Source organism: Bacillus sp. SRL543, assembly GCF_984799205.1.
The window spans coordinates 221,910-246,575 of record NZ_OZ481794.1; the positions used below are offsets into that span (position 1 = coordinate 221,910).

Below are 24,666 nucleotides of genomic sequence, written 5' to 3' on the forward strand. Positions count from 1 at the left end.
TGGCTTGGTAAAAAGGCTGCTGTTGGACCATCTTCTTTGAGATTAATGAAGCTGATCATCCTTATAATCAACGTATAGGGTGCCATTCTGCTGGACTTCAGCGTAAAAGACATCTGACAGTGAGGCGCCGCTTTGCTGGAGCTGGTCCTCCAGCCACTCCTGGGAAAGATTTAAGCCGTCAAGATTCTGGGAGACAAGCTGGCCGTCGGAAATGACGGCGGTACCGATCGGATAGGCATCTTTAGGCACCGGGTTCCCCTGGGCTGCGTGGCTTTGTGTCAGCGGGCGCTTTCCTTCTTTTTTTAGTACCGACAGCTTGCCGTCTGTTTCAAAGACTGCGTAGTCTGCATCTGAAATGGAGAAAATATTTTTTTGCCTGAGCAGGGCGCTTAGCGCATCGATATCCAGTCTGGCTTTGCGGAGGGAATCCTCCATCACCTTGCCGTCTTTTATGACGATCAGCGGCTGCCCCTCCAGGATCACCCGTGCTTTCCGGGACTTGATATCAAGATAGCCCATGAGGATGGTAAATACTGCCCAGCCGGTGAGTGCGATGACCCCGCTCCGAAGAGCCACATTTGGGTTAAGAACTGTGTTGGCGGCAATAGACCCGATGGCAATGGCCGACACAAAGTTGAAAAAGGTCATCTGGGCAATTTCTTTCCGTCCCATCACCCTGGCAAGTGCAAAAAGAACAAGAAAAGAAACGGAGATCCTTATCAGCAATTCTGAAATATTCACAGTACACCTCGTTTAGGTTGAATTTAATTGATAGATCTAATCTCCCAGGAAGAATGCTTCCTTATTTTTGCAGGAAAACATCTTTTTATACATAAAAAAGAAAGAGAGTGGGAGAGAATGATTGAATTATTGCTGATCCGCCATGGCCAGTCAGAAGCAGACCTGCTGGGCGTCCATGAGGGGCGGGCGGATTTTCCGCTGACCGCTTTGGGAAGGAGGCAGGCGGGCCTTCTGGCCGAGTTTATAACCGAACGCTATCTTCCGGATATCATCTGGACAAGCACGCTGAAAAGAGCCTATGAAACAGCGGCTATAACAGCTGATAGAGCAGGGTGCGGGCTGAAGACAGATGAGAGGCTGATGGAATTCAATAATGGGGTTCTTGCCGGAATGTCCCGGGAAGAAGCGGAAATCCTCTATCCAGAACCGCCTGATGGGAGAAAGCCGCATGAGCGCATTGAAAAGGGAGAATCGATGCTCGAAATGAGATTCCGTGCTGAGACAGTTTTATCAGAGCTGCTGGATGATGCTGAACAAAGAGGATACAAAAGGATTGCTGCAGTCTCGCACGGCGGGATGATTTCCATGCTGATCCTGGCGCTGCTCGGACTGCCAAATACCAGCCGCCAGCTGTTTGCAACGGGTGATACCGGTGTTCATTTGTTCAGGATAGATCATAAAAGAAAGGCAGCCATGTTTTTGAACAGCCAGCGGCATCTGCCAGATGGATTATTGGGATAGGAAAAGGGGACAGGATAGCCTGTTCTTTTTTACTTTCCATAAAAAGGGTATTGATTCTCTATTTTCGCTATTTCCAAACCGGTGCGGACGAAGTATGATAATTCTATCAAACTGAAAGGGAAGACAATATGGCGGGAATGAATCTCCTTTTCCTATTTGCAATCACTATCTATAGTCTATGGGGATTAGGGGACGACCCTTTCTCGGGCCTGCTTTCGGATGATGACAAGCGATTTGAAACGCTTGTACTGGAGGAAGGCAAAGCTTTTTCGAAAGAAAAGCCTTTTGAGCGAAAAGGGAAGCTCCTTGGGGCGGCCGCGTATCTGCCTTTAGCAGCCGCGTCAGCCGGCGTACTGCTGTTACGAAGGTTTTTCCGGATGGATATTATGCTGGAAAAGCTGAGGATCCTGCTCACACCGGTCTTTTTTCATTCTAAGTTTTTTATCTGCACGAGTATTCGGGCAGGAGAAACGCGAATCTGAAAAAAAGAGGTGTAAGAATGAGGAATTTAGGTTTTGGGGAAATCATGGTCATCGTTTTTGTTGCGCTGCTTATATTTGGGCCGCAAAAGCTTCCTGAGCTTGGCAGGGCGGCCGGCAATACGCTGCGTGAATTCAAGAAAGCGACAAAAGGCATCATGGAAGATGATAATGAGAAAGATAAATAAATAGATGCAGAACTGCTCCGCCGATGCTGGCCTTTATTTGGCTTCATCATTGCGGAGCAGCTGTTTTGTTCTGGAGGAACATGATGAAAGAGATGATTGTTGCCCTTATTTTGGGCATTGTTGAAGGGCTTACTGAGTTTGCGCCTGTTTCGTCCACAGGCCATATGATTATAGTGGACGATATCTTATTGAAGTCAAAAGAGCTTTTTTCAAAGGAAGTTGCCAATACATTCAAGGTTGTCATTCAGCTTGGGTCGATCCTTGCGGTGGTGATTGTGTTCAAGGACCGGTTTATCCAGCTCTTAGGGCTGGGTAATAGGAAGAAGGAACAATCGGATGGACCGAAGCTGAAGCTCACGCAGGTGATTGCCGGCCTGCTGCCGGCGGCTGTTCTCGGGCTTCTGTTCGAAGACTATATTGATGAGTATCTGTTCTCAGTCAATACAGTGGTAATCGGCCTGGTGGCTGGCGCACTGCTGATGATTGTTGCTGATTATTATTCAAAGAGGAAGCCGGCCATTGAGACAGTGGACAAAATAACGTACCGGCAGGCGATTCTCATCGGCCTGTTCCAATGTATAGCATTATGGCCTGGTTTTTCACGGTCAGGCTCTACGATCTCGGGCGGGGTGCTGCTTGGCCTCAGCCACAGGGCTGCCTCTGACTTCACCTTTATCATGGCCGTGCCTGTCATGCTTGGGGCAAGCGGGCTGTCGCTTTTGAAGAATTGGGAGTACTTCACACCTGATGCCATCCCATTCTTTATCGTCGGCTTCATCAGCGCCTTTGTTTTCGCCCTGGCATCGATCCGGTTTTTCCTGGCGCTCATCAACAGAATCAAGCTGGTGCCTTTCGCTATTTACAGAATTATCCTGGCGGCAGTCATTTATTTTGTTTTTCTGTGAGGCTAAAGGACGGTTCCAGGATTTAAATATTTACAGAAGATAGGTTCATAGAGTAAAATTAAAAAAAATTTATCGAATGATGCGCTTAATCTTTTAAAGAGCGGGGGATCCAACCGGCATCTAAATGCCTCGGGGTGAATCCTTTACAGGTAGGGCACTCTCAAAGCCCGAATCCGACAGCTAACCTCGTAAGCGTTATTTGGGAGGACAAGTCTGCGTTCAAACACAGAGGTCTCGCTCTCTGTGTTTTTTTGTGCTAAAAAAATCAGATTTTAACAAGGAGGCTTGCATTATGAAACTATCAACAAAGATTATCATAGCCCTCATTGCGGGGGGGATTGCCGGCTTATTATTGAACCTTTATTCTCCCGATTTATTTGTGACACTGAGTACGTATCTATTTACTCCGCTGGGGAAAATATTCCTCAACCTGATCAACATGCTCGTTGTGCCGATTGTGTTCTTCTCCATCACACTTGGCACCGCAGGCCTTGGCGATCCTAAAAAGCTCGGAAGGATCGGCCTGAAGACCATCTCTTTCTTCCTGGCCACCACCTGCATGGCTTTGATCATCGGGATTGCGTTCTCTTATATCTTCCAGCCGGGAAATGTCGGGACCTTTGATACGACTGGGGCAGAGTTTGAAGCGCAGGAGGCGCCGCCCGTATCTGAAACACTGCTGAATATCATTCCGACAAATCCTATCAAGGCATTTACGGAAGGAAATATGCTTCAGATCATTACTTTCTCTGTTTTCATCGGCTTTGCCCTGACTATGCTGGGCGAGAAGACCAGGGGCATCCTGAAGCTGTTTGACCAGGGGAATGAGCTGATGATGTACCTCGTGAACCTGATCATGCGTTTTGCACCGTATGGAACCTTCGGCCTGATCGTATCGGCAGTCGGCACACAGGGAGTGGATGCAATCAAAGCGATGGGCCTGTACATGGGTGTGGTGCTTGCGGCACTGATTGTCCATACGCTTGTGACGTACGGATCAGCGGTATACTTCCTGGCCAGGCGCAGCCCGATCGAGTTCTTCAAGGGCTTTGCCCCGGCAATGAGCGTGGCCTTCAGTACATCAAGCAGTAATGCCACACTTCCTGTTTCCATGAATGTGGCCCAGAAGAATCTGAAGGTGCCTGAATCTGTGAGCAGCTTCGTTCAGCCGCTTGGCGCCACGATCAATATGGATGGAACGGCGATCATGCAAGGTGTGGCCACCATCTTCATCGCGCAGGTGTATGGCCTTGACCTGACGTTCACGCAGCTTGTGACGGTCGTTCTGACTGCCGTCCTCGCGAGCATCGGTACAGCAGGCGTACCAGGCGTCGGCCTGATTATGCTGGCGATGGTCCTTCAGTCTGTTAACCTTCCGGTTGAAGGGATTGCCCTGATCATCGGGATCGACAGGCTTCTTGATATGACCAGAACAGCGGTTAATATTACAGGCGACGCGGCTTGTGCCGTTATCGTCGGAGAATCCGAGAAAAAGAAAAATCGGGAATTGACCTGATTATAGAGAGAAAACACCGTCCAAATCAAGGACGGTGTTTTTTCATAGGCCGAGTGAGCGCATGCGTGCTTCTTAAGCTGTCGGCTCGGCCGCTTCTTCTATTTTTTTCTGCAAAAGCAGCTTTTTGAGCTGTGGCTTGCTTTTCCGGCTGGCGAGGATGTACAGGATGTCCCCAGGGAGGATAATCGTGCTGCCGGCCGGGGTGATGAGCTCATCATTGCGGATGATGGCGTTTACGAGCGCGCCCTTTGGAAATGGAATATCGATCAGCGTCTGCCCGATGATCTGGGCGTCTTCCTCCATTTCATATTCAATCATTTCCGCATCTGCTTTCCCGATAGAAACAAGCTCAAGCGAGTGCATCGGCATCGTCTTTTTAGGTCCGGTCAGCTTCAGTCTGGCTGCGAGTGCTGTGATCGTTGATCCTTGGATCAGGCAGCTGGTCAGCACAACGAAGAAGACGACATTGAAGATCTGCTGGCTTCCCTCAATCCCTGCAAGAAGGGGGAAGGTGGCCAGTACGATCGGGACGGCTCCCTTTAGGCCGGCCCAGGAAAGGAAGATGAGTTCGTTCTTTTTATAGCCCATCCTGATGGTAGATAGGAAGACGGCTGCAGGCCTTGCGACTAAAATGAGGAACGCGGAAATGGCGATGCCTTTCAGGAAAATATCCAGGCTGAACAGCTCAGAAGGGAACACCAGGAGGCCGAGAATGACAAACATCATGATCTGCATCATCCAGGCAAACCCTTCAGAAAAGCGGAAGATCGTATGCTTGTAGGCAAGCTCCATGTTCCCGATGATAATGGCAGCGATATAGACCGCCAAAAGGCCGCTGCCGTTCGCAAAGGCTGTGATTCCATATGTCAGAAGTGCAAAGGCAGAGGCAAAAACAGGATAGAGGCCGCCTGAATCGAGATTGATGCGGTTAAGGGCAAAGACGGCCACTCTTCCAAAAATCAAGCCAAACAGGAGGCCGATGCCCATCTGGAGGAAAAAGGTGCCGATCAGCATCCCGATGCTTGCCTCAGGAATTGTGATCAATTCAATCATGGCAACCGTCAGGAAAACAGCCATCGGATCATTGGAGCCTGACTCTGCTTCAAGCGTGGCGCCGATCCGTTCATCAATATTCTTATCCTTAAGGACGGCGAAAACAGCAGCGGCATCTGTTGAGCCGACAATGGCCCCGAATAGAATCGATTCAAGCCAATCTGTCCCCAGAATCAATTTTGCTGCAGCAGCGACCATTCCGGATGTGAGGATGACGCCAATGGTGGCGAGCGACAGGGACGGGAGAACGACTGGGCGCAGTGTTTTCCATTTAGTCTGCAAACCGCCCTCAAACAGGATAATGATCAGGGCGAGGACGCCGATCATCTGGGCTGTGTTGGCGTTATCGAAATAAATGATGCCCAGTACATCGCTGCCCATCAGCATTCCGACTGCCATAAAGAGCACTAGGGATGGAACACCGAGCCGTGAGGAGAATTTAGTCGTCAGCACACCGGTGATGAACAGGATGGCTGCAAGCAGGATGAATGTATCTGTATGCAAAACATTAATCATCATTTTCTGCTCCTTTTCTATAAATTGATATCGAGAGTGACAGATGGCGGGGTTTTGGGTGAAATCCCCAAGTAGCTGTACGTTTCGGAGGGGGAGGATTGCTGCAGCCTCTTTTGGATGAGCGACACGGCAATGCCTTTTAAATAGGCATGATAGCCAAAAGTTTTCCTTAAAGTATGGGTCCCGACAGGTTCATCGATGCCGGCGGCTTGTGCAGCCTCATTGATGATCCGGTATGCTTGTACCCTAGTAATTGAATTGTGGGACTTCCTGGACTTAAAGAGCGGGTCCTCCCGATGGAGGCCATTCTCCCGGATGCATGCATGGAGGGCTTGGCGGACCTGCGGATTGAAATAGATAAGGGGAAAGCAAGCTTCTGAGGTTTGCATATAAGGAAGGATATTTCCGCTCTCATCCGCCACGTCCTTTACCTGGAGATGGAGCAGGTCATTGATGCGGATGCCGGTGTTGATGCCGAGCAGGAATAAGCAATAGTCCCGGGCTGAACGTGATTGGAGCCATTCCTTCATCATCAGGATTTTCTGTTTATCGGTTATTGCGCCGACTGTTTTCATTCCATCACCTCTAATGTAACTTAATCCTATTATAGCATATGGTTATGTAACATGAAAAAGACTTAGCCTTGTAAATGGCTGTGACAGAAGTCTTTCTGACGTCAGATCTTCAGGCCAATAGAGAAATGAGCATGGCAGCTGTCCAGCAATTTTTTCAGGGAAAGGCAGCTATATTATACAGTCCAGTATGATCAGTATGATCCAGCGTTCAAAAGTGATTGGCTGGTTTTTTCTGTACTGTACTTTAAAAAACAGACAAAAACGCATGAATCTTAAAATGATCCATGCGCTTCCTCTGTTGCTGCCAGCTTATAAAAACTTCACGCATACAGGATAAGGAACAGAAACATCCTTCTGCAGCAGGGAAAGCCTCCCGCTCTGTGCGTCGCGGGCAAACAGGGTGAGGCTGCCGGTTTCCTGGTTGGAAGCAACGATATACTTCTCTGAAGGGTCAAGCACAAAGTCGCGCGGCCAGTTTCCTTCGGTGGAGGTATGCTCAATGAAATCCAGCGTGCCGGTTTCTGTGTTTACTGAAAAGACGGCGATGCTGTCATGTCCGCGATTGGCGGCATAAACAAAGCGGCCGTCAGAAGAAATATGAATGGCGCTTCCCTGGTTATTTTCATGGAATGTCTCAGGAATGGCCGCTACTGTCTGTATCTCTTTAAAGCTGCCGTCATTCGGGCTGTATTCGAGCACGATGACTTCGGAGCTCAGCTCTGTCATCACATAGGCAATATTCCTCTCCGGATGGAAAACAAGGTGCCGCGGCCCGCTGCCGGGCTTTGCAGCCAGTTTGGCCGTTTCCTTCAGCTGCCCATCTTTCAATGCATAAGTGATGATTTCATCTGTACCCAGGTCGACAGCCGCGATGTATTTTTCATCTGGCGTAAAACCTGCATAATGAGCATGCGGCTTTTCCTGGCGGTCTGGGTTTGGCCCTGTGCCCTCATGCTGGGCAACCGATGAAGCTGAAAGCAGGGAACCGTCCCCCGTCAGTCCGTAGGCTTCAATCGTACCTTTATGGTAATTGGCAGTCACTGCATAGTTCAAGTCTTTATTTACACTGATATGGCAGGGAGATGCACCGTCAGACAGCTGGCGGTTCAGTTCTGAAAGCCCGCCTTCATCGCTGATGGAGAACGCGGCAGCGCCGCCCTTTGCCCCCTCCTTTACGACGGAATAAAGGCGGGTTTTATCTTCGCTGATTGTCACATATGTAGGGTTTTCAAGCTCTGCGGCGAGCTTGACGTTTTCGAGCCTGCCGTTTTCTGTATTCAATTCAAAGAAGTAAATGCCTTTGCTGTCGCCTTTTGTGTATGTGCCGATAAATCCGGAAAAAATAGGATCTTTCATGGTCTTTCTCCTTTCAAAATGCGGATTGCCTTTATTATAGCATGAACCTTTTCAGCCTATTTAGCAGGGGACTCTGAAAAAGCCAAAGGACCTGGCTGATTTGCCAGGTCCTAGTTGGACAGTGCAGCCTTATCCTTTTGGATAGTCGGAATTTGGCTCCCGCGGATCAGTATAATCACGATTCACTTCATCTCTCAGTCTGTCTTCATCCGCAAAGGGATTGCTAACCACCTTATCGCTGAGCGGGGTATTCGGATCGATATTTTCATCCGTATAAGGGCGGTTTTGATCCTTGTGATCCTCGAATGCATTTTCTCCTTTATCCAGTTCACCAGGGTTAAGCGGATCGACTACATAGTTGTCATATTTTTCTTCCTGGTCTGTTGCCCGGATAGCTGTATTCCTGTCTGTGGTACCAACGAAGTCTTCGTCAGTTCGGCGGGCGGCATTGACAGCTCCTCCGGTGAAGATTGTTTCATCATCCGTCAGGCGGTCACGGTTCTGCTTATCCGGATCGACAAGGATCAGGATTCTGCCTTCTTTTACCTCTGCTTCATAGCGGTTGGCTTCTTCCTCCGGAATGCCCATGCCGATCAATGCCCCTGCCAGGCCTCCTGCGCCCGCTCCTACAGCTGCACCGGTCAGTGTTGCCGCAATCGGGCCTGCCGCAACAATCGGGCCAATTCCAGGAATCGCGAGGGCGCCGATGCCGACCAGCAGCCCTGTAAGCCCGCCTAATGCTCCGCCGGCAGCAGCGCCAGCTGCCAGGCCTTCTTCTGTCTTCGTTCCGGTTTCTTCACTAACGGCGTCAAGATCATCGCGGTTTTTGCTGATGACCGAAATGTCTTCAGCCCGGTAGCCTTCCGCTTTCAGCCGTTCAATTGTTTCAACTGCTTCATCCTCTGTTGCATATGAGCCTACTACACGCTTATTATCTTCTGCCATTTTCATTCCTCCTTATTCGTATAAAAGCTAATCTACTAGGGTACATACCCTCTTGTGGAAAACGCTTAAACCTTGCCGCGCCTGAAAAATATGGCAGAATACGCTGCGTGCCGGGACTCAAATGGGGGTTGAACATTGCAATACCCGGGGGAAATGCTTATGATATAATTGTCAGACTTTTTCATGGGAGAAGGGATTGCTTTGAAGAACGAATTGCTTAAGATTGGCACAAGAATAGTTGAAAGCAAAGAGCAGCTCGTCAAACATATATTTGAAAGAGAATGCCCTTTTTATAAGGAAAAACTTAAGAGGTCGACTGTTGCCAAAGAGCAAATAGCTGTATGGCGTACAGAGCTGATTCAGATCCTGGGTGAATCATTATATATGGAACAGAAGGAAAGCGGCCGCAGAATTGAAAAATGGGCCAGGAATACGGGAGAAACTGCGATGGAAAACGGTGTCCCCCTGGACGAATCCCTGCGTGTGCTGTCCCTTTTCCGTTCCGTTATTTGGGACGTCTTCACAGAAGAGCTGGAGAAAAATCAATTTGCTGCAGTAACGATGCTTGATGTCAGCAAAATCATCAACCCGCTCCTCGATGAAGTTGCGTATATATTCAGCAATATTTATATGAACTACAGCACGAGGAGAATTGAAGTCGCCCAGACTGCCCTTCAGGAGCTGTCCGTTCCGGTTGTGCCGATTTCAGCGGATATTGCCGTTCTTCCGCTTGTTGGAGTAGTAGATGAAGAGCGCGCAAAATTCATTATGGAGAAATGCCTGAAAAACAGCTCTGAGCTTCAATTAAAGCAGCTGTTCATTGATGTTTCAGGCGTGCCCATGATAGATACGATGGTTGCCCATAATCTGTTCCGGATTGTGAAGGCATTAAACTTAATCGGCGTGAAGGCAACTATGACAGGAATACGGCCTGAAATTGCCCAGACGATCGTGGCCCTCGGAATAGAGTTCCGGGAAATCCCGACAAGGGCAAATCTTAAGCAGGCGCTGATGGCAGCGGGATTCGAACAAACCAAAAGGTGATATTTGTGTGAAACTTTTATATAAAAGAAGAACTAATTAAATATAAAGTGATACACTGGGAATATCTATTAAGCAGCCTTCTGCAAAAGCGGGGAATCAAACATGAAGCTGGGATTAATCATAGTTATCGCCATTATCATTCTTTCTTTAATTTTCACCCTTATGCTGGCAGGCAAAAGTGATGCTGACTACTCTCAGTCAGCCAAGAGAAATACTGTCAACCTGACTGTGATTTATGCGGCAGTCATTCTGCTGTCTATTGTCGCACTGGGTGTTTATATTAAATGGGGAATCTAAAAAGTGAAGCGTATACGCTTCACTTTTTAATTTGCAGCCTGCCACTGTCTTTGAACCTGCTCCTGTGCAAGGCGGGCAATTTCCTCTTCTTGAGTCCCTCTATGTGCAATTACGTTTGTCATATAATTTTTTCCATCGTGGTTAACGGTTACGGTTACTTGTAACATGCTTTTTAATTCCTTTCTTAATGGTATGTTAGTATAGTGATACCATCATAAAAGGAAAGTAAAACCTGTTTGCTGAAATTTTCACCCCATTCTATCAGCTGGAATGGAAGGGGCATTTTCCTTCAATCGGCTTGATGTCATCGCCGATGAAATATTGTTTCCATTCCCGATGCTCAGGGTCACCGTAATGGCTGATATTCGGATGCTTTGGCAGTCCATCCCACTTTTCCACGCGTTCCCTGACTTTTTCCCGGGACATGATGCCTCCCTTAGAAGTGCCTTCAAGCCCCTCGAAAATCCTCCTCGGCTGGAAGCCCAGCACCAGGCTGTTTCCGAGATCCCTTGTTTTCCGCTGCTTATAGGCAGGAGCGTTTCCAAATACAAAGAATGGCTCTTCTGCAAAAGAGAACGCCCATAGATGATGGTCAGGATCCTCGGGATAATCCTTTGGCCACGGCTTTTCATCCTGATCATGAAGATGCTGCAGGATGTTCCAGAAATACTCGCGGTAATAGGGGATATCCTTCTCTTCTTCTTCAGGCTCCACAAACACAAACAACCCATGGCGGATAAGCTTCGGGGCGTCAAAAAGGTCAATGAACTGTTCCAGCGCCTTCGGAAGCTGTGACCAGTCGTCCCGTGAAATATACGCATAGCGCAGCTCCCCGCGGTTTTCTGCAGTCATGCCGAAATAGCAGGGGAATGTCTTATCTGTGACGGTTTGATGGAAGGTTTTATATTCTTCAATGACCCACGCGGGTACAATATCAGGGTTCGTCATATCTTCTTTTTTCAGCAATGCTTTTTGGATTGTTTTCATCATCATCTCTCCTAAAGTGGTTTTTTCCATGGTGCATGAAAGCCGGCTTCCCGCAGGAGGCCGGCTTCATCTCATGCTTTAAAAAATGCCTCTTTTCTGGTGGCTATTCATCTCTGTTTTCATTCATGCGATTGTTCTCCGGGTTTATCGGATCAGCGTTACCAGGCGTCATCGGCCGCGCCGGATCAGATCCACCAGCCTGATTGCCCATTGAGGCATCAGGAGTCATGGATTCTTTGATTTGGCTGGTGCGGGCATCTTTATTGATGCTGGTCTGCTCGATTTTCCGGTCAAGCTTTTGCAGGTACTTGGCTGCAAAATCCCTTCCGCCCAATCCGAAGGCAAGGCCAAAGGCAAGAGCCAGTCCGCCCAGGATAAGGATAAAGGCAGAGTTGACGATGGAATGTGCGACGCCAAGCTGGTCCAGGGCCATAAAGATGGAAACAGCCACGATTGCATATTGGGCCACTGAAGAAAGCAGGCGGAAATGAGGGCCTTCCAGCAGGCTGGAAAGCAGCTTGTTTACAAGGGTTCCGAGCCATAGTCCAGCCCCAAGAATGACAAGGGCTGCTAGAACATGCGGCAGGTAGGCTATGACACCGGTTGCCAGGGTGACAAGGAAGTCGAGCTTCAACAGGTTCAGAGCCTGTACAGCAAATAAGAGGACAACAATGATCTGCGCCAGATAGCCGATCAGCTGGGAGATCCCGCTCTTTGCAGCTCCAGTTTTATTTTTTTTGAATCCGATGCTATTAAAATAAGAATCTGCGCCGATTCGTTCAAGAAGGCCGGCAACCAGCTGCCTGACCCATTTTCCGAGCCAGATGCCCGCAAGGATAAAGGCAATGGCGACAATGATATTCGGAATCATGGTGAGGACATCGTTCAGCATGGCAATCGCAGGCTGTGATATTCCTTCCAGATCCAATTCTTCGAGAGCCGCGATTACGACCGGAATCATAATGAAGACAAATACGATATAGCCGGCGACAGATGAAAGGGTAGTCCCTTCAAACAGCTTGGAAAGGCCGAAGCGCCCGACAAGCTTTTCCGTGCCGATGCTCTGCAGGAAGCTCGTGACAATATCACGGACCAGCTTGGCGATGAACCAGCCGATAAACAGAATAAGGGCAGCGGCAAAGAGCTTGGGAATGAAAGCCAGGATATCATTGAGCATGCTGGCAAACGGCCCGGAAACCCCTTCGAGATTCAATGCCGACAGCACGGCTGGAATGAAAATCAGCAGAACCAGATAGAATACGATATTGGCAGCTTTATCGACAATATCAGAGGAATCATGATCGCCTTTGATGAATTTATATTTGTTCAGTGTTTCATGGACACGCAGCGTTCTGCCTGCCCGCTTGATGAGGAACTTGAGAGCGGATGCTGCCAGCCAGGCAAACAGAAGGATCAAGGCTGCCTTCAGGATGTTCGGGATGGCCCCCGTGATCGTCGAGAACATGCCGACAAGCGGAGTGGCAAGGAAGCTTAAGTTAAGGATATTGAAGAACCATATAAAGACAAAAATCAGTATAAGGATATAAACGATTTTGCTTATTATTTTTTCAGGGGAGTATTTCCTGTTTCCTGCTTCAGCAAACAGTTTATTATCAAGATTTGTTTTGCGGAGCCCCTTTAGTACCGCCTTCTCAACCGCCTTTGCAATGATCCATCCCAGCAAGAGGACGACCAATGCCAGCAAAAGGTCGGGAAGCTGGTTCAGGTAGCCGTTCCAGCCATTCCAAAACGCATAATTATTATCCAACTAGATCCACTCCTTTACATAGATATTTACATTTACCCAGAGAGTTAGCTGCTAAACAGGCCACAGGCAGCTGAATTGGAAAATAAAGTTTGGAAAAGCAAAACCTTTTTCCTATGAAGCAGTCTAATATTCAGGAAAACAAGAGGGGGATCGATCAGCTTTGGAGCATATTGTCCGCAAAGCCATGAAAGGGAATGATGAAGCTTTTCTTGATATCATCCGTTCCTGTAAGGCGGATTTGTACAAAACCGCACTCGCCTATATGCGAAATGAGGAAGAAGCTCTTGAAGCCGTCCAGGAAGTCACCTTCCGGGCTTACAGGAGCATAAAAGATCTGAAGCAGCCTGCCTATTTCAAGACATGGATCATCCGTATCATGATCCATTATTGCTGCGACAGGCTTAAGAAGCAAAACAGGCTAGTATATAACGAACAGCTGCTCCCCGCTGCGGGCGGGAAAGAGGATAATCTTCTATTTGAAATCCAGGATGCGATGGAGGCGCTCGATGACCGCTCCCGTGAACTGCTGACGCTGAAATACTTCCACGATCTGAAAATCAGGGAAGTGGCTGCCCTTTACAACCGCCCGGAGGGAACCGTGAAAACATGGCTCAATAAAGCGTTAAAATCATTAAGGGAAAAGCTTGAGGAAAGCGGGGGGAAGATGGATGTTTGAGAAGGAAGAAAAACAGCTTGAAGCCATGGGGGAACGGTATGGAGAGCTTCCCGTGCCAGATGAACGGCTGGAGGAAGCAATCATGAAAGGATTCCAGCAGGCTAAAGCAGCTTCTCCGAAAAAACGATTGATCAGAAAAAGGTGGCTGCCCGGTATTACGGCCGCCGTGTTATTGCTCGGCTTTTTGACCAGTATCAGAGTTTCCCCGGCTTTTGCCCACTATGTCGCAGAAATGCCTGGTATGGAAAAGCTGGTTGACCTCATCCGGTTTGATAAGGGATGGATATCCGCTGTGGAGAATGACTATATGCAGCCTCTCGGCTTGTCCCAGGAAAAAAATGGGGTACGGGTCACGCTTGATGCCGCCATAAGGGATGAGCGGGGACTGGTGGTATTTTACACAGTTGAATCAAAAGAGAAGCAGGTGCTTCATACAAATAAGATCAGTATAACTGGCGGTGAGGGAGAAGAGCTTCCTGTCAGTTTTTCCGGTTCCGGTGACAGCGCCTACACGGATGAGCCAGTCAAGTCTGTAAATGGGACAGCTGACTATCTATTCAGCGAAGACTTGGAAGGAAACGAGTTTAAGGCAGAGTTGGAGGTCAAAACGGAGAATGGGACAGAAACTTTCAAAATTGATTTCCCGGTTGAAAGCCCAAAAGTGAAGAAGAAGGTATATTCGTTAAATGAAACTGTATCAATTGAAGGGCAGAAAATTACATTCAAGGATATCACCATCTATCCACTGCGCGTGGCCATCCATGTGGCATTTGACCCGGACAACAGCAAGAAAATCTTTGCTCTTGATGATTTAAGGCTTGTTGATGAGAATGGAGAAGCCTGGTCTGGCATTGCCAATGGTGTGACAGCACAAGATATTAAGGAAAACGAGAAAATCATTTATCTGCAGAGCAATTATTTTAAAAAGCCGGAGGAGCTGTATCTTGCCCTGAATAAAGTGATGGCCGTTGATAAAGAGGATGCGGAAGTGGTCATAAACACCGAGACATTAGAGATTCTGAAGCAGCCCAAGGGTGATAAATTGTCAGGTTTAGTCTTGGAAGGAGGAAGCCTCTCATTTCAGGTTCAAGCAGATAAGGAATACAACCATCAGCTCTTTACAGCTGCAAAAGATGCAGAAGGCAGGGAGCTTGATGGCGGAAGCTCCTTCTATCGATCCGGCGGCTATGGTCTTGAGAAGGAGTTTGGCGTGGCCTTATCTGAAGCAGATCCTGCCAAGTATAAAAATCCCATTAGACTTGAACTAGCAGCATTTCCATCCTGGATTGAGGGAGAAGTGAAGCTTCGGCTGTATTAGAGACTGATAGGTTTGCAGAGGGTGAAAACCTCCATGTCCGGAACTTTATAAGGAGAAGCACTCTTCCGTTATAAGAAAGACCAGGCTGGAACAATGGGTTCCGGCCTGGTCTTTTTATGTGCATTCTGCCATTGATAAGGAGGTGCCGCCCGATTGATTCACCTGGACAAGCCGCCTCCGCTTTTCTCTCTGTCCAGCTCCAAAGCCTAGCCCCTCGAGTCATAAGCCACCCAAGAATTAAAGGCAAAGAACGCCTTTTATTCTTGGGCGTCTTATGCTTATCGGGGCTGAGCAAGGCTTTTCCGCTTTTCTTTACCCCAGCAAAACATCCTCACTAGGGTACCGGATCTTTTCCGGTCTTTGTTTGGCGAAGGAGAAGGCGAGTGTGAGCGGGCCGAGTTTGCCAAGGAACATGATGAAGATGATGATTTCTTTTCCGATTCCGGACAGGTCGGCAGTGATGCCCATGGACAGGCCGACGGTGCCGAAAGCGGAGACGACTTCAAAGATGATTTTAATAAAAGGCAGATCTTCTGTGATGCTCAGGATAAAGATGGCACTAAATACGAACAGAATGGAGATCGTTGAGATGGCCAATGCTTTTGTCAGATAGTTTCCGCTGATAGAGCGGCGGAAGATGACGATATCTCTTTTGCCGCGTATGAATGTAATGACGGCCAGGATGATGATGATGAAGGTTGTCAGTTTGATCCCGCCCCCGGTTGAGGCGCTGCCGGCGCCGATAAACATCAGAAGCAGCATGTACAAGACGGTTGCATCCTCAAGCCCGCCGATGTCAATGCTGTTGAAACCGGCCGTTCTGGGCGATACAGCCTGAAAGTAGGATGCCCAAAGCTTTTCCCAGCCGGTCAGCTGGGCGAGGGTCTGCGGATTATTGTATTCAAGATAAAAGATGACGGCCATTGATACAATATTGACCACAAAGGTGCCCGCAATCATCATCTTGGAGTGGAGCGAAAGCCTTCTGAATTGCTTTGATTTCCACAAATCGGCCAGTACGGTAAAGCCTAGGCCGCCGATGATGAAGAGCATGGAAATGACAATATTGATGACAGGGTCGCCGACAAATTGGCTCAGGCCATCCGGCCAGAGCTGGAAGCCTGCATTATTGAAAGCAGAAACAGAGTGGAAGAGGCTATAATAAAAGCCATCCGACCATCCGTACTTCGGAACCCATCTCAGGCAGAGAAAGAAAACGGCGATGGCCTCGATTGTAAAGGAAAAGATAAAAAGGTAGCGGACGAGGCGGATGACCCCTCCGATTGACGTTTGATTCAATGCCTGCTGGAGGACCAGGCGCTCCTTAAACCCGATTTTCCTTCCGAGCATCAGATAAATCAGAACAGCAAATGACATGATCCCGAGCCCGCCAAGCTGGATGAGGCACATGATGACAACTTCCCCGAACAGTGTATAGGTGGAGGCAGTGTCAGCTACTGTCAGCCCGGTCACAGTCATCGCCGAGGTGGCTGTGAACAGGGCATTGATCCACGAAACGCCTTTAACAGTTGAAAAGGGAAGCTTCAGCAAGGAGGCACCTAACAGGATGAAAAACAAGAATATAAGGGTCAGAAGCTGGGGAGGCGTTATATTTAGATATTTTCGTTTCATAATGGATGGTACTCCTTCTTCCTCAAAATGATGAAAACAAACAGGCCAGGGTTTTTGGACACAAAAAAGACCATTCTTATCCACGGAAAAGAATGGTCAATGCGCCCATTGGCCTTTCTCTCAATATGCTTACGGAGTTAGCTGCCGGATTAGGAATTGAGAGCTTCCTTCCTGGCCCGCGCCAGGATTCACCCCGGGCAGGTGCATCAGCAGCCTGCCTTATTGGTTCCCCCGTTCTTAACATAAGATTCAGCAAAGTTATGAAATTCAAGTGTGATTATAATAAATAAAATACTCCCGCACCCTTGCAAAGTCAATCAGGAAATTGTAAATTTTTCTGGACCAAAAAAACCGTGCAGGCTGCACGGTTTAATAAGATCATTTACCCTCCAGATGGATCTGGCGGTAATCATCCTCCAGAATGCTCATCATAATCGAATCGTGGTATTGGTGATCGTAGAATAAAGCATCGCGCTGGACGCCTTCCTGTTTGAAGCCGAGCTTTTCGTAGACATGAAGCGCCCGGTTGTTATAGTTGAAAACATTCAGCTCGACCCTGTGCAGATTCAGTACGCCGAACGCATAGCCAAGCATCAGTTCCATGGCTTCGCTGCCATAACCGCGCCCCTGGTTCTCTTCTTCGCTGATATTCACGCGGATATTGGCATTGCGGTTGGTGGCATCTATATCCTGAAGGGCGATATCACCGATCACTTCATGTGTTCCATCAAGGACAATCAATAAGAAGATGGAAGAAGAGTCCTCTGCTTTTTCTTTAATATAAGAGAAGATCTGGTCTTTCGAAAAAGCTTTTTTCAGCCCGGTGAGCTTTCGTGACTGTTCATTGTAGAGCAGCTTTATATAGGTATCTGTATCCTCTGTACTGATCGGCCGTAAAAAAATCCGTTCGCCCTGCAGAAACCGTATTGCATCCATTCGAACTCCTCCTTGGAATTTTCTAATTACAATATAATCCACTGAAGGACAGATAAAAATAGATATTTTATCACTTTCAGCAATTTATGCATCAATGATAATTGAAAAAGCAAAAGTTGGGTAAATGTAATAGCAGATACACTGTTCGAAAGAGGGGGCCTTGGCCAGGATGGATTATAAAAAAGGAATACTTATTTATAATGGAAACGCCGGACAAAAGAATATGGAAAAATCCCTGGCAGCCTGTGTCCCGATCTTGTCAGCGGAGCTGGATTCCCTGATTCTGCTGCCAACCAAAAGGGAAGGGCATGCAAGAGAGCTGTGCAAAGAATATGGGCCTGAAGTGGACGTGGTTTTCATTCTGGGCGGAGACGGGACAGTACATGAATGCATCAATGGATTGGCGCCGCTTGAGACCCGGCCGGCCATCGGCATTTTGCCTGGCGGGACATGCAATGATTTCTCAAGGACACTGGACATTCCCCGGAATCTTCGTGATGCCGCGCTTGCCATGATCACAGGGAAAGCAGAGCCGGTTGACATCATGCAGGCGAATGAGGATTATTTCCTCAATTTCTGGGGAATCGGGCTGGTGACGGAAGCTTCGGAAAATATCAAGGCAACAGAAAAAAACCTATTCGGCCGGATCGGCTACTTCTTGAGCGCATTGCGGACGATCAAGGAAATGGAGCCCTTCCATGCATCCATTTTTGTAGATGGGACGGCTATAGAGGAAGATGCCGTCATGATCCTCCTCGCCAATGGCCGGTATATAGGAACCAATGCATTGCCTTTCAGGGATCTTGATTATAATGACGGACTGGCTGATCTATTCATTATAAAAGATGCCAATCTTGCTTTAATGAAAGAAGCCCTTACTGAAGAAAGCATGGAAGCGAACGAGAATATTCTCCACTATAAAGGGAAGGAAATACAAGTAAGCACAGACAAGAAGATGGAAGCCGATATGGATGGAGAGGTTTATTCTGTGACTCCCTGCCAGATACGGGTCCATGAAGGACATGTGCAAATGATAAAGCCAGGACAGCTTTAAGGGCTGTCCTGGCTTATGGTTGTTTCAGAAGGCTCGTTCAGCGCTCCGATTTCTTTCAGGATAAAATAGAATCCGCCAGCCGATACAATGGTAAAGCCCCAATTCAAAATCTGCCTCAGCACGATTCCCTGGTCAAAGGCATCGACGCCATATTTTCCAATGAGCCACACCTTTATGGAAGCGAGAAGAATGAACTTCAGGGCAAAGCCCGCTGTGATCAGGCTGAAAATCATCAAGCTTTTGCTTTTAAAGAAAACTTCCTTCATGCTGCCCCTGTTTTTTCCCTGCAGCTCCATAAAATCCAGAGTGAAATAGAGGAAGACGGGCTTTCTCAGCACGATCGTCAACAAAAACAGACAGCCCAGTACATAAGAATAAATGACATTATTCCAAAGCAGCTGAAGGGCAGAACCGGCAAGTACATCTATCATGGTCCCGATCACCAGGTTCGAAAGAAGGAACAGGCCGAATAGATTGATTTTCTTCAGCTGGAAGAAGCGGTACAGTGTATAGATGATGCCAGGTACGGAAGACAGGATCATCGCCAGATAATCACCGAGCATGTCCCGGCCATAATTCCAAACCACAAGAGGGAGCACAACATAAAAGAGGATGTCCGGCACCATTGAATTTTTCTGCATAGAACTCTTGCCTGCCTTTTCAAAAAGATTTCAGTACTTAAATATTCCCCATAGAAGGAGGAACTCCTTTATTTTCTTAAAGGAGCATACAAAAAAAAAGAGCCGTCCGGCTCTTTTTATGCTAGAAAGGCTTTCAGCATCCAGATTTTCTTCTCCAGATCTTCAATCAGTCCGATAGCAAGGTCTTCTGTGACCGGATCTGCTTCTTCATCCGCTAGTCCTGCCAGCTGCTTTAGCTCAGAGCTGATAATGCCGTAGTCTGAAATAAGGGAAGCGGCCATTTCTTCTGCTGTTTCTTCGCTGCCATTATCCTCGATGGACGCATGCTCAAGGAACTCACTCATTGTGGCAATCGGCCTGCCGCCAGCAGCTAATGCCCGTTCCGCAATTGTATCGACATTGGCTGCCGCTTCATTATAAAGCTCTTCAAATTTCTCGTGCAGGGTGAAAAATGCAGGTCCTTTCACAAACCAGTGAAAACGGTGAAGTTTAGTATATAGGACGCTCCAGTTAGCGATCTGTTTATTCAGGCTGTTTATTAAAGTCATAGATAATTCCTCCTCATATTGTCTGTATCTACATTATATCAAATATTAATTTAAAATCAATATTTATTTATAATTATTATAAATAAAAAATTAATATAAAAAAACGGCCGGGATGGCCGTTTTGAATCAGACTGTTTTCTTTTTTTTGCGCATAACCAGATAAATGATATATACGATGACAATCAAGGCTCCGCCTATGAGGGTGACCATACCGAAATTCTCTTCGATAAATGGCCGTGCTTGTGCGCCAAGCACCATAATAAGGGCGGCTTCAAGGAAGAAACGGGCGCCTCTGCCTATGATGGACCAGATGATGAGGGTCCGGAGCTGGACTTTTGTGATGCCGGCAAAAATAGTGAACACTTTATAAGGAATTGGGGTAAAGCCTGCAATCAGGATGGCTACTGGCCCGTATTTATTGAAATAATTTTCTACTTTCTGGATTCTTTCTTCAGAGATGATATACCGCAAAACAGGGCGGCCCAGTTTTTTTCCAATGAACCATCCGAGAATGGCGCCCAGGACGGATGCCACGGTTGTGATGAATGCATACCAGATGACGCGGTCCGGATTGGAAATGCCCATTGGGATTAATAGTACATCCGGAGGGATGGGGAAGAAGGATGAGTCGGCAAAGGACACAAAAAACAATCCAAAAATACCATACTCCATAAGCCATTCTTCAATCGTGTGAATCAGTTCTGACATAACGGATCTCCTTTAGCAGCTTCGTTAAATATCCTCAAGCCCTCTTGTACAGAGCTGAAGGACAGCACACGAGAAGTATATCATTTACTGTCTGCCAAGTCATGCAGGAGTCCGGTAATTACAAGAATTTTCATAAAGACCAAGGGGGCCTTACCGCTGGCCGGCTGATCCGGCGTTTCCTTTACCCGATAAGAATAAAAGGGTATACATCTGTCTTGCAAGAAGATAGATGAATGCCCCGATCAGGATGGCGAACAGGTCGAGCCAAAGCCCATTCTGGTATCTTTCAGGCTGTTTGAACCAGTCAAGCGATGTCAAACCCGAGATAAAAGCAGCCGGGACAAGAATGACCATCCATGGGCTTTGCAGCCATTTCACTTTATAAGCCTGTGACACAGCTTCATACAATATCTCTGCAATCCCTGCAAGGAAGAACACAAGCATATAGGTGGAGAAAAGGTATCCTGGTTCAAGCCCGAACTCATATTGCGGGTTATAATACACCATTGTTTTATATGATATGAGGTGCAGGGCAGCTGTCAGAAAAATCGTGCTGAAGAGGAACCTGAAAATTTTATAAAAAGGAAAAACAGCTTTCTTCAGCTCCGAGCTGATTTGCTTTTCATTCCCAAAGCTTCTGATTGCTTCCCCGGCAGCTTCTTCCTCGGACCAGCCGAAGGCCATCAGCTCTTTTGCATGCTCTTCAAGATGGGAGGTCATTTCAAGCCGCAGCTCTTCCCGCTCAGCATTGTCCATTGGCAGACCATCAACGATATTTTCGATGTACTGATCGATTTTTCTCATGAGTAGCCCTCCGAAAATTTGTGGATTAAGTCGCTGATCTTGTTCCAGTTTTTAAGCTTTTTGCGCAATTCTTTGCGGCCGTCTTCGGTGATGCTGTAATATTTCCGCCTGCTGCCCTCAAGCTCCTGGTGCCAGTAGGAAGTGACAAATCCTTTTGCCTCCAGCCGCTTGAGAGCGGGATACAGAGTTCCCTCATTCATGCTGTATGCTTCATCGCTCTTCTTGCGGATTTCCTTTGTCATTTCATATCCATAGCTGTCTTTTTCGGAAAGAAGGGATAATAGAAGGATATCGATGCTTCCTTTTAAAAGTTCTTTATCCACGAAGGGTACCTCCAGGTTCATTTGTATACATTGTACTTCAATGTACATTGTTATACAAGGTAAAAGGCGAAGGGTAATGAAATCAGTTACAATGGGTATAGAGATAACAAAGGAGTTTTTAGATGGAAATTTTACTTTTTTTATTGCTTGGCGGAGTGATCAGTGTATTGTCCGGCTTCTTTGGAGTAGGAGGAGGATTCATCCTGACGCCTGTACTGTTATTGATCGGGTTTGCCCCCCTGGAGGCAATCGCGACCAGCCTTTTTTTCTCAATCGGCACTTCACTGTCGGGGATCGGCGCCCATTTCCGGCTGAAAAATATCCTATGGAAGGAAGGGGCAATACTTGGGGTGAGCGGCATGCTTGCCACCCAGGCAGCCAAGCCGCTGGTGCTGTTCCTGAGCGATAAAGGCCTGGATGCAACCGTCATACCGGCAAGCTATATTGTATTGCTCTCCTATTTCGCGTTCACCATGTTCCGGCAAGGGAAAAAGACCAATGAACAGTCCCATGAGGGCAGGCCATCCCTGGCTGGAATGCTGCTGATCGGATTTTCAGGCGGTTTTGTCTCTGCCGCTTTAGGAGTGGGGGGAGGCTTCATCATGGTTCCCCTGGCAATTGCCTTTCTTGGCCTCCAGCCGAGAAAGGCAGTGGGGACAAGCCTGTTTGCTGTCCTGCTGATTGTAAGCACAGGATTCCTGTCGTATGCATCTGCTGTGGAGATCAGTTATCTGACAGCCATCCTGCTTGTTGCCGGCGGCCTTGTCGGATCACAGGCAGGAGCATGGCTGACCAATTTTTATAAAAATAAAGACATCAGCCTGCTGCTTTCAGGATTGTATATTGCGACCCTGTTAAGCGTTGTTTTCAAGCTGGTCCATCACAATCTGATCGGAATTGTCCTGCTGAGCTTATTTATTGCTTATTTCTTTTTTCTGTCCCTGTCGAAGATCATCAGGAAGAAGGAAGCGGAGGCATAGAGGCAGGAGGGGAGGGCGCTTTGCCCTCCTCTTTTTGTTAATCCTACATTTTCTTTGGCGCTGTTATCCCAAGCAGCCGCAGCCCTTCTTCAAGGACAAGGGAAGCAGCCCGGATAAGGCTGAGCCTGGTTTCGAGCCCAGGGGTATCGTCCAGTATCCTGATCTGTCCATAATATCTATTGAAGCTCTGCGCTACATTGATGATATATTTAGCAATGACGGAAGGTGAATAGTGTTTATGGGCTTCTTCAATCTTCCGGGGAAAGAGGCTGAGCTGCTTGAGGAGATCCCAACTGTATGGGTCGCTGAGTCCCTGCTCCACCTTGCCTGCTGTCCCGGCCTTTTGGAGGATGGAATGTGCCCTCGCATTTGTGTACTGGACATAAGGGCCGGTTTCACCTTCAAATGTAAGCATTTCTTCCAGAGAAAATTCAATATGGTTGAGGCGGTCATTTTTCAAGTCGTGAAAAAGGACTGCTCCGATGCCGACAGCGGCAGCGGTTTCTTCCTTCTGCTCAAGAGAAGGGTTCTTACGGCAGATATTCTCATAAGCAAGCTCGACCGCTTCCTTCAGGACATCCTCAAGCAGGACGACCCTGCCTTTCCTTGTCGACATTTTCTTGCCGTCCTTCAGATAAAGCCCGAAAGGAATGTGATGCATATCATCTGCCCAATGGAAGCCAAGCTTTTTCAGAACAAGCTTCAGCTGTCTGAAGTGGACGGATTGCTCCTGGCCGACGATATACAGGCTTTCAGAAAAGTGATAGGTTTCTTGCCGGAAGATCGCGGCGGCCAGGTCTCGGGTTGCATACAGGGTCGCTCCATCCGATTTCTTGATCAGGCAGGGAGGGAGGCCATGTTCTTCCAGGGTGACCACTGCCGCTCCCTCGGATTGGGTGAGGAGGTTCCGGGCCTGCAGGAGCTCTACGGCTTTATCCATTTTATCGTTGTAGAAGGCCTCTCCGTTATAGGAATCAAAAGAGATGCCCAACAGCTCATAAATCCGGTTAAATTCTTTCAATGATTCCTCCCTGAACCAGCTCCATAACGCAAAAGCCTCTTCATTACCCTGTTCAAGTTCCCTGAACCAGCGGCGCGCTTCGTCTTCGAGATCAGGATCTTTCTCTGCCTCCTCATGGAAACGGATGTAAAGCTTGAATAGTTCAGCGACCGGCTTTTCTTTTACAATGCCGGGGCTGCCCCATTTTTTATAGGCGGTAATCAGCTTGCCGAATTGAGTTCCCCAATCGCCGAGATGGTTGATCCTGATAACTTCATAACCGCATTTTTCAACTATCAGGCTGATGCTGTTTCCGATGACGGTTGAGCGCAGATGCCCCATCGAAAACGGCTTGGCAATATTGGGGGCTGAGAAGTCAATGGTGATGGTCTTTCCAGAGCCGGCGGTGCTATTGCCGTAAAGGGAGCCGGCGTTAAGTAAAGACTGCAGGATTTCCAGGCCGGCTTTTTCCTTCGAGAAAAAAACATTCAAATACGGGCCGTGGGCTACTGCCCGGTCAATGAGGCTGTACTGAAGTTTTCCGGCGGCTTCAGCAGCTATCACTGCCGGTGCCTGCTTCATTTTTTTGGCAAGGGTGAAGCAGGGAAATGCCAGGTCGCCGTGCGCCGTATTCTTTGGCACTTCAATCAAGCCGGCAAGCTCAGCGGCTGAGAGCCGGTCCTCAAACAGTTCCAAAAGCGCTTCAGTAAAAATGGCTTTCAGTTTGATCATGGATCTTTCTCCTTCCAGTTGTTTTGATTGAACGCAAAAAAGCCCGCCTCTTATAAAAGAGACGAGCCTGTTATACCCGCGGTGCCACTCTGATTGTCCATAGGACCTCTTGAAATGATAACGGGGGACTGCCCCGGCAGGACCTACTTTGATTTTCGGCCCGGCATCTCCGAAGTGCGCTTCATAAAAGGGTCCCTGCAGGC

General features: G+C 47.9%; 27 protein-coding genes, 2 riboswitches and 1 other annotated feature (1 of these 30 cut by a window edge). Of the genes, 11 read left to right on the top strand and 16 right to left on the bottom strand.

Annotation, left to right across the window (positions count from 1 at the left end; genetic code table 11):
* Positions 1-42: 42 nt before the first annotated feature.
* A complete protein-coding gene (locus AC4E8B_RS01255; RefSeq protein ID WP_490216525.1) occupies positions 43-741 on the bottom strand; it encodes a DUF421 domain-containing protein in 699 nt (232 codons plus the stop codon).
* 120 nt (positions 742-861) lie between these two features.
* Between AC4E8B_RS01255 and AC4E8B_RS01260 the strand changes: the two genes are divergently transcribed.
* The 5 genes from AC4E8B_RS01260 to AC4E8B_RS01280 all read left to right on the top strand — a co-directional run bounded on the left by AC4E8B_RS01260 (position 862) and on the right by AC4E8B_RS01280 (position 4,570).
* Positions 862-1,482: a histidine phosphatase family protein gene (locus tag AC4E8B_RS01260; protein WP_490219438.1), complete on the top strand. Its 621-nt coding sequence runs from the start codon at positions 862-864 to the stop codon at positions 1,480-1,482.
* Positions 1,483-1,619: 137 nt separating this feature from the next.
* Positions 1,620-1,964, top strand: a complete 345-nt coding sequence (locus AC4E8B_RS01265; protein WP_490216527.1) for a hypothetical protein — start codon at positions 1,620-1,622, stop codon at positions 1,962-1,964.
* Between the two features lie 17 nt (positions 1,965-1,981).
* The gene (locus tag AC4E8B_RS01270; protein WP_490216529.1) at positions 1,982-2,149 is read left to right on the top strand and encodes a twin-arginine translocase TatA/TatE family subunit; all 168 of its coding nucleotides are present in this window, start codon (positions 1,982-1,984) and stop codon (positions 2,147-2,149) included.
* 83 nt (positions 2,150-2,232) lie between these two features.
* On the top strand, positions 2,233-3,054 hold the full coding sequence (locus AC4E8B_RS01275; protein WP_490219439.1) for an undecaprenyl-diphosphate phosphatase: 822 nt from the start codon (positions 2,233-2,235) through the stop codon (positions 3,052-3,054).
* 72 nt (positions 3,055-3,126) lie between these two features.
* A riboswitch (cyclic di-AMP (ydaO/yuaA leader) is annotated at positions 3,127-3,265 on the top strand.
* Positions 3,266-3,346: 81 nt separating this feature from the next.
* Positions 3,347-4,570 (top strand): dicarboxylate/amino acid:cation symporter, encoded by a 1,224-nt coding sequence (locus AC4E8B_RS01280; protein ID WP_490216530.1) that lies wholly within the window; start codon positions 3,347-3,349, stop codon positions 4,568-4,570.
* Positions 4,571-4,642: 72 nt separating this feature from the next.
* On the opposite strand, the gene AC4E8B_RS01285 is transcribed toward AC4E8B_RS01280, so the two are convergent.
* The 4 genes from AC4E8B_RS01285 to AC4E8B_RS01300 form a co-directional block, all read right to left on the bottom strand.
* On the bottom strand, positions 4,643-6,139 hold the full coding sequence (locus tag AC4E8B_RS01285; RefSeq protein ID WP_490219440.1) for a potassium/proton antiporter: 1,497 nt from the start codon (positions 6,137-6,139) through the stop codon (positions 4,643-4,645).
* A 17-nt stretch (positions 6,140-6,156) separates the two neighbouring features.
* Positions 6,157-6,714, bottom strand: coding sequence for a tyrosine-type recombinase/integrase (locus AC4E8B_RS01290; RefSeq protein ID WP_490216532.1), 558 nt, complete (start codon positions 6,712-6,714; stop codon positions 6,157-6,159).
* A 309-nt stretch (positions 6,715-7,023) separates the two neighbouring features.
* On the bottom strand, positions 7,024-8,070 hold the full coding sequence (locus AC4E8B_RS01295) for a lactonase family protein (RefSeq protein ID WP_490216533.1): 1,047 nt from the start codon (positions 8,068-8,070) through the stop codon (positions 7,024-7,026).
* Between the two features lie 129 nt (positions 8,071-8,199).
* Positions 8,200-9,015, bottom strand: a complete 816-nt coding sequence (locus AC4E8B_RS01300) for a general stress protein (protein WP_490216534.1) — start codon at positions 9,013-9,015, stop codon at positions 8,200-8,202.
* Between the two features lie 201 nt (positions 9,016-9,216).
* Between AC4E8B_RS01300 and AC4E8B_RS01305 the strand changes: the two genes are divergently transcribed.
* Both AC4E8B_RS01305 and AC4E8B_RS01310 read left to right on the top strand, forming a co-directional pair.
* Positions 9,217-10,059: an STAS domain-containing protein gene (locus tag AC4E8B_RS01305; RefSeq protein WP_490216536.1), complete on the top strand. Its 843-nt coding sequence runs from the start codon at positions 9,217-9,219 to the stop codon at positions 10,057-10,059.
* Between the two features lie 102 nt (positions 10,060-10,161).
* Positions 10,162-10,356, top strand: a complete 195-nt coding sequence (locus tag AC4E8B_RS01310; protein WP_490216537.1) for a hypothetical protein — start codon at positions 10,162-10,164, stop codon at positions 10,354-10,356.
* Between the two features lie 26 nt (positions 10,357-10,382).
* Here the strand turns inward: AC4E8B_RS01310 and AC4E8B_RS01315 are convergent, their stop codons facing one another.
* From AC4E8B_RS01315 to AC4E8B_RS01325, 3 genes are all read right to left on the bottom strand, one after another.
* Complete coding sequence (locus AC4E8B_RS01315) at positions 10,383-10,523, bottom strand: BA3454 family stress response protein (RefSeq protein WP_490216539.1); 141 nt, start codon at positions 10,521-10,523, stop codon at positions 10,383-10,385.
* Positions 10,524-10,617: 94 nt separating this feature from the next.
* Entirely contained in the window at positions 10,618-11,343 is a 726-nt protein-coding gene (locus tag AC4E8B_RS01320; protein WP_490219442.1) for a YqcI/YcgG family protein, read from the bottom strand.
* A 103-nt stretch (positions 11,344-11,446) separates the two neighbouring features.
* Entirely contained in the window at positions 11,447-13,111 is a 1,665-nt protein-coding gene (locus tag AC4E8B_RS01325) for a mechanosensitive ion channel (RefSeq protein ID WP_490216541.1), read from the bottom strand.
* 160 nt (positions 13,112-13,271) lie between these two features.
* On the opposite strand from AC4E8B_RS01325, the gene AC4E8B_RS01330 reads away from it, so the two are divergent.
* Together AC4E8B_RS01330 and AC4E8B_RS01335 are read left to right on the top strand one after the other, a co-directional pair.
* A complete protein-coding gene (locus AC4E8B_RS01330) occupies positions 13,272-13,787 on the top strand; it encodes a sigma-70 family RNA polymerase sigma factor (RefSeq protein WP_490216543.1) in 516 nt (171 codons plus the stop codon).
* A complete protein-coding gene (locus AC4E8B_RS01335) occupies positions 13,780-15,105 on the top strand; it encodes a DUF4179 domain-containing protein (protein ID WP_490216545.1) in 1,326 nt (441 codons plus the stop codon). Before AC4E8B_RS01330 ends, AC4E8B_RS01335 begins: the two co-directional genes overlap by 8 nt.
* Before the next feature lie 312 nt (positions 15,106-15,417).
* On the opposite strand, the gene AC4E8B_RS01340 is transcribed toward AC4E8B_RS01335, so the two are convergent.
* Positions 15,418-16,737: a TrkH family potassium uptake protein gene (locus tag AC4E8B_RS01340; RefSeq protein WP_490216546.1), complete on the bottom strand. Its 1,320-nt coding sequence runs from the start codon at positions 16,735-16,737 to the stop codon at positions 15,418-15,420.
* 112 nt (positions 16,738-16,849) lie between these two features.
* Positions 16,850-17,002: riboswitch (cyclic di-AMP (ydaO/yuaA leader) on the bottom strand.
* 113 nt (positions 17,003-17,115) lie between these two features.
* A complete protein-coding gene (locus AC4E8B_RS01345) occupies positions 17,116-17,673 on the bottom strand; it encodes a GNAT family N-acetyltransferase (protein ID WP_490216548.1) in 558 nt (185 codons plus the stop codon).
* 169 nt (positions 17,674-17,842) lie between these two features.
* On the opposite strand from AC4E8B_RS01345, the gene AC4E8B_RS01350 reads away from it, so the two are divergent.
* The gene (locus tag AC4E8B_RS01350) at positions 17,843-18,727 is read left to right on the top strand and encodes a diacylglycerol/lipid kinase family protein (RefSeq protein WP_490216549.1); all 885 of its coding nucleotides are present in this window, start codon (positions 17,843-17,845) and stop codon (positions 18,725-18,727) included.
* Here AC4E8B_RS01350 and AC4E8B_RS01355 read toward each other — a convergent pair.
* The 5 genes from AC4E8B_RS01355 to AC4E8B_RS01375 form a co-directional block, all read right to left on the bottom strand.
* Positions 18,724-19,368, bottom strand: a complete 645-nt coding sequence (locus tag AC4E8B_RS01355) for a VC0807 family protein (RefSeq protein WP_490216551.1) — start codon at positions 19,366-19,368, stop codon at positions 18,724-18,726. The genes AC4E8B_RS01350 and AC4E8B_RS01355 overlap by 4 nt on opposite strands.
* 116 nt (positions 19,369-19,484) lie before the next feature.
* Positions 19,485-19,916, bottom strand: coding sequence for a Dps family protein (locus AC4E8B_RS01360; protein WP_490216552.1), 432 nt, complete (start codon positions 19,914-19,916; stop codon positions 19,485-19,487).
* Between the two features lie 126 nt (positions 19,917-20,042).
* Positions 20,043-20,624, bottom strand: coding sequence for a YqaA family protein (locus AC4E8B_RS01365; protein ID WP_490216553.1), 582 nt, complete (start codon positions 20,622-20,624; stop codon positions 20,043-20,045).
* Between the two features lie 150 nt (positions 20,625-20,774).
* The gene (locus AC4E8B_RS01370) at positions 20,775-21,428 is read right to left on the bottom strand and encodes a permease prefix domain 1-containing protein (protein ID WP_490216555.1); all 654 of its coding nucleotides are present in this window, start codon (positions 21,426-21,428) and stop codon (positions 20,775-20,777) included.
* The gene (locus AC4E8B_RS01375; protein ID WP_490216556.1) at positions 21,425-21,751 is read right to left on the bottom strand and encodes a PadR family transcriptional regulator; all 327 of its coding nucleotides are present in this window, start codon (positions 21,749-21,751) and stop codon (positions 21,425-21,427) included. Before AC4E8B_RS01375 ends, AC4E8B_RS01370 begins: the two co-directional genes overlap by 4 nt.
* 122 nt (positions 21,752-21,873) lie before the next feature.
* Between AC4E8B_RS01375 and AC4E8B_RS01380 the strand changes: the two genes are divergently transcribed.
* On the top strand, positions 21,874-22,731 hold the full coding sequence (locus tag AC4E8B_RS01380) for a sulfite exporter TauE/SafE family protein (protein WP_490216557.1): 858 nt from the start codon (positions 21,874-21,876) through the stop codon (positions 22,729-22,731).
* A 43-nt stretch (positions 22,732-22,774) separates the two neighbouring features.
* Here AC4E8B_RS01380 and argS read toward each other — a convergent pair whose 3' ends face one another.
* Positions 22,775-24,460, bottom strand: a complete 1,686-nt coding sequence (gene argS / locus AC4E8B_RS01385; protein ID WP_490219443.1) for an arginine--tRNA ligase — start codon at positions 24,458-24,460, stop codon at positions 22,775-22,777.
* A 57-nt stretch (positions 24,461-24,517) separates the two neighbouring features.
* Positions 24,518-24,666: a binding site (T-box leader), on the bottom strand; it runs 65 nt beyond the window's last position.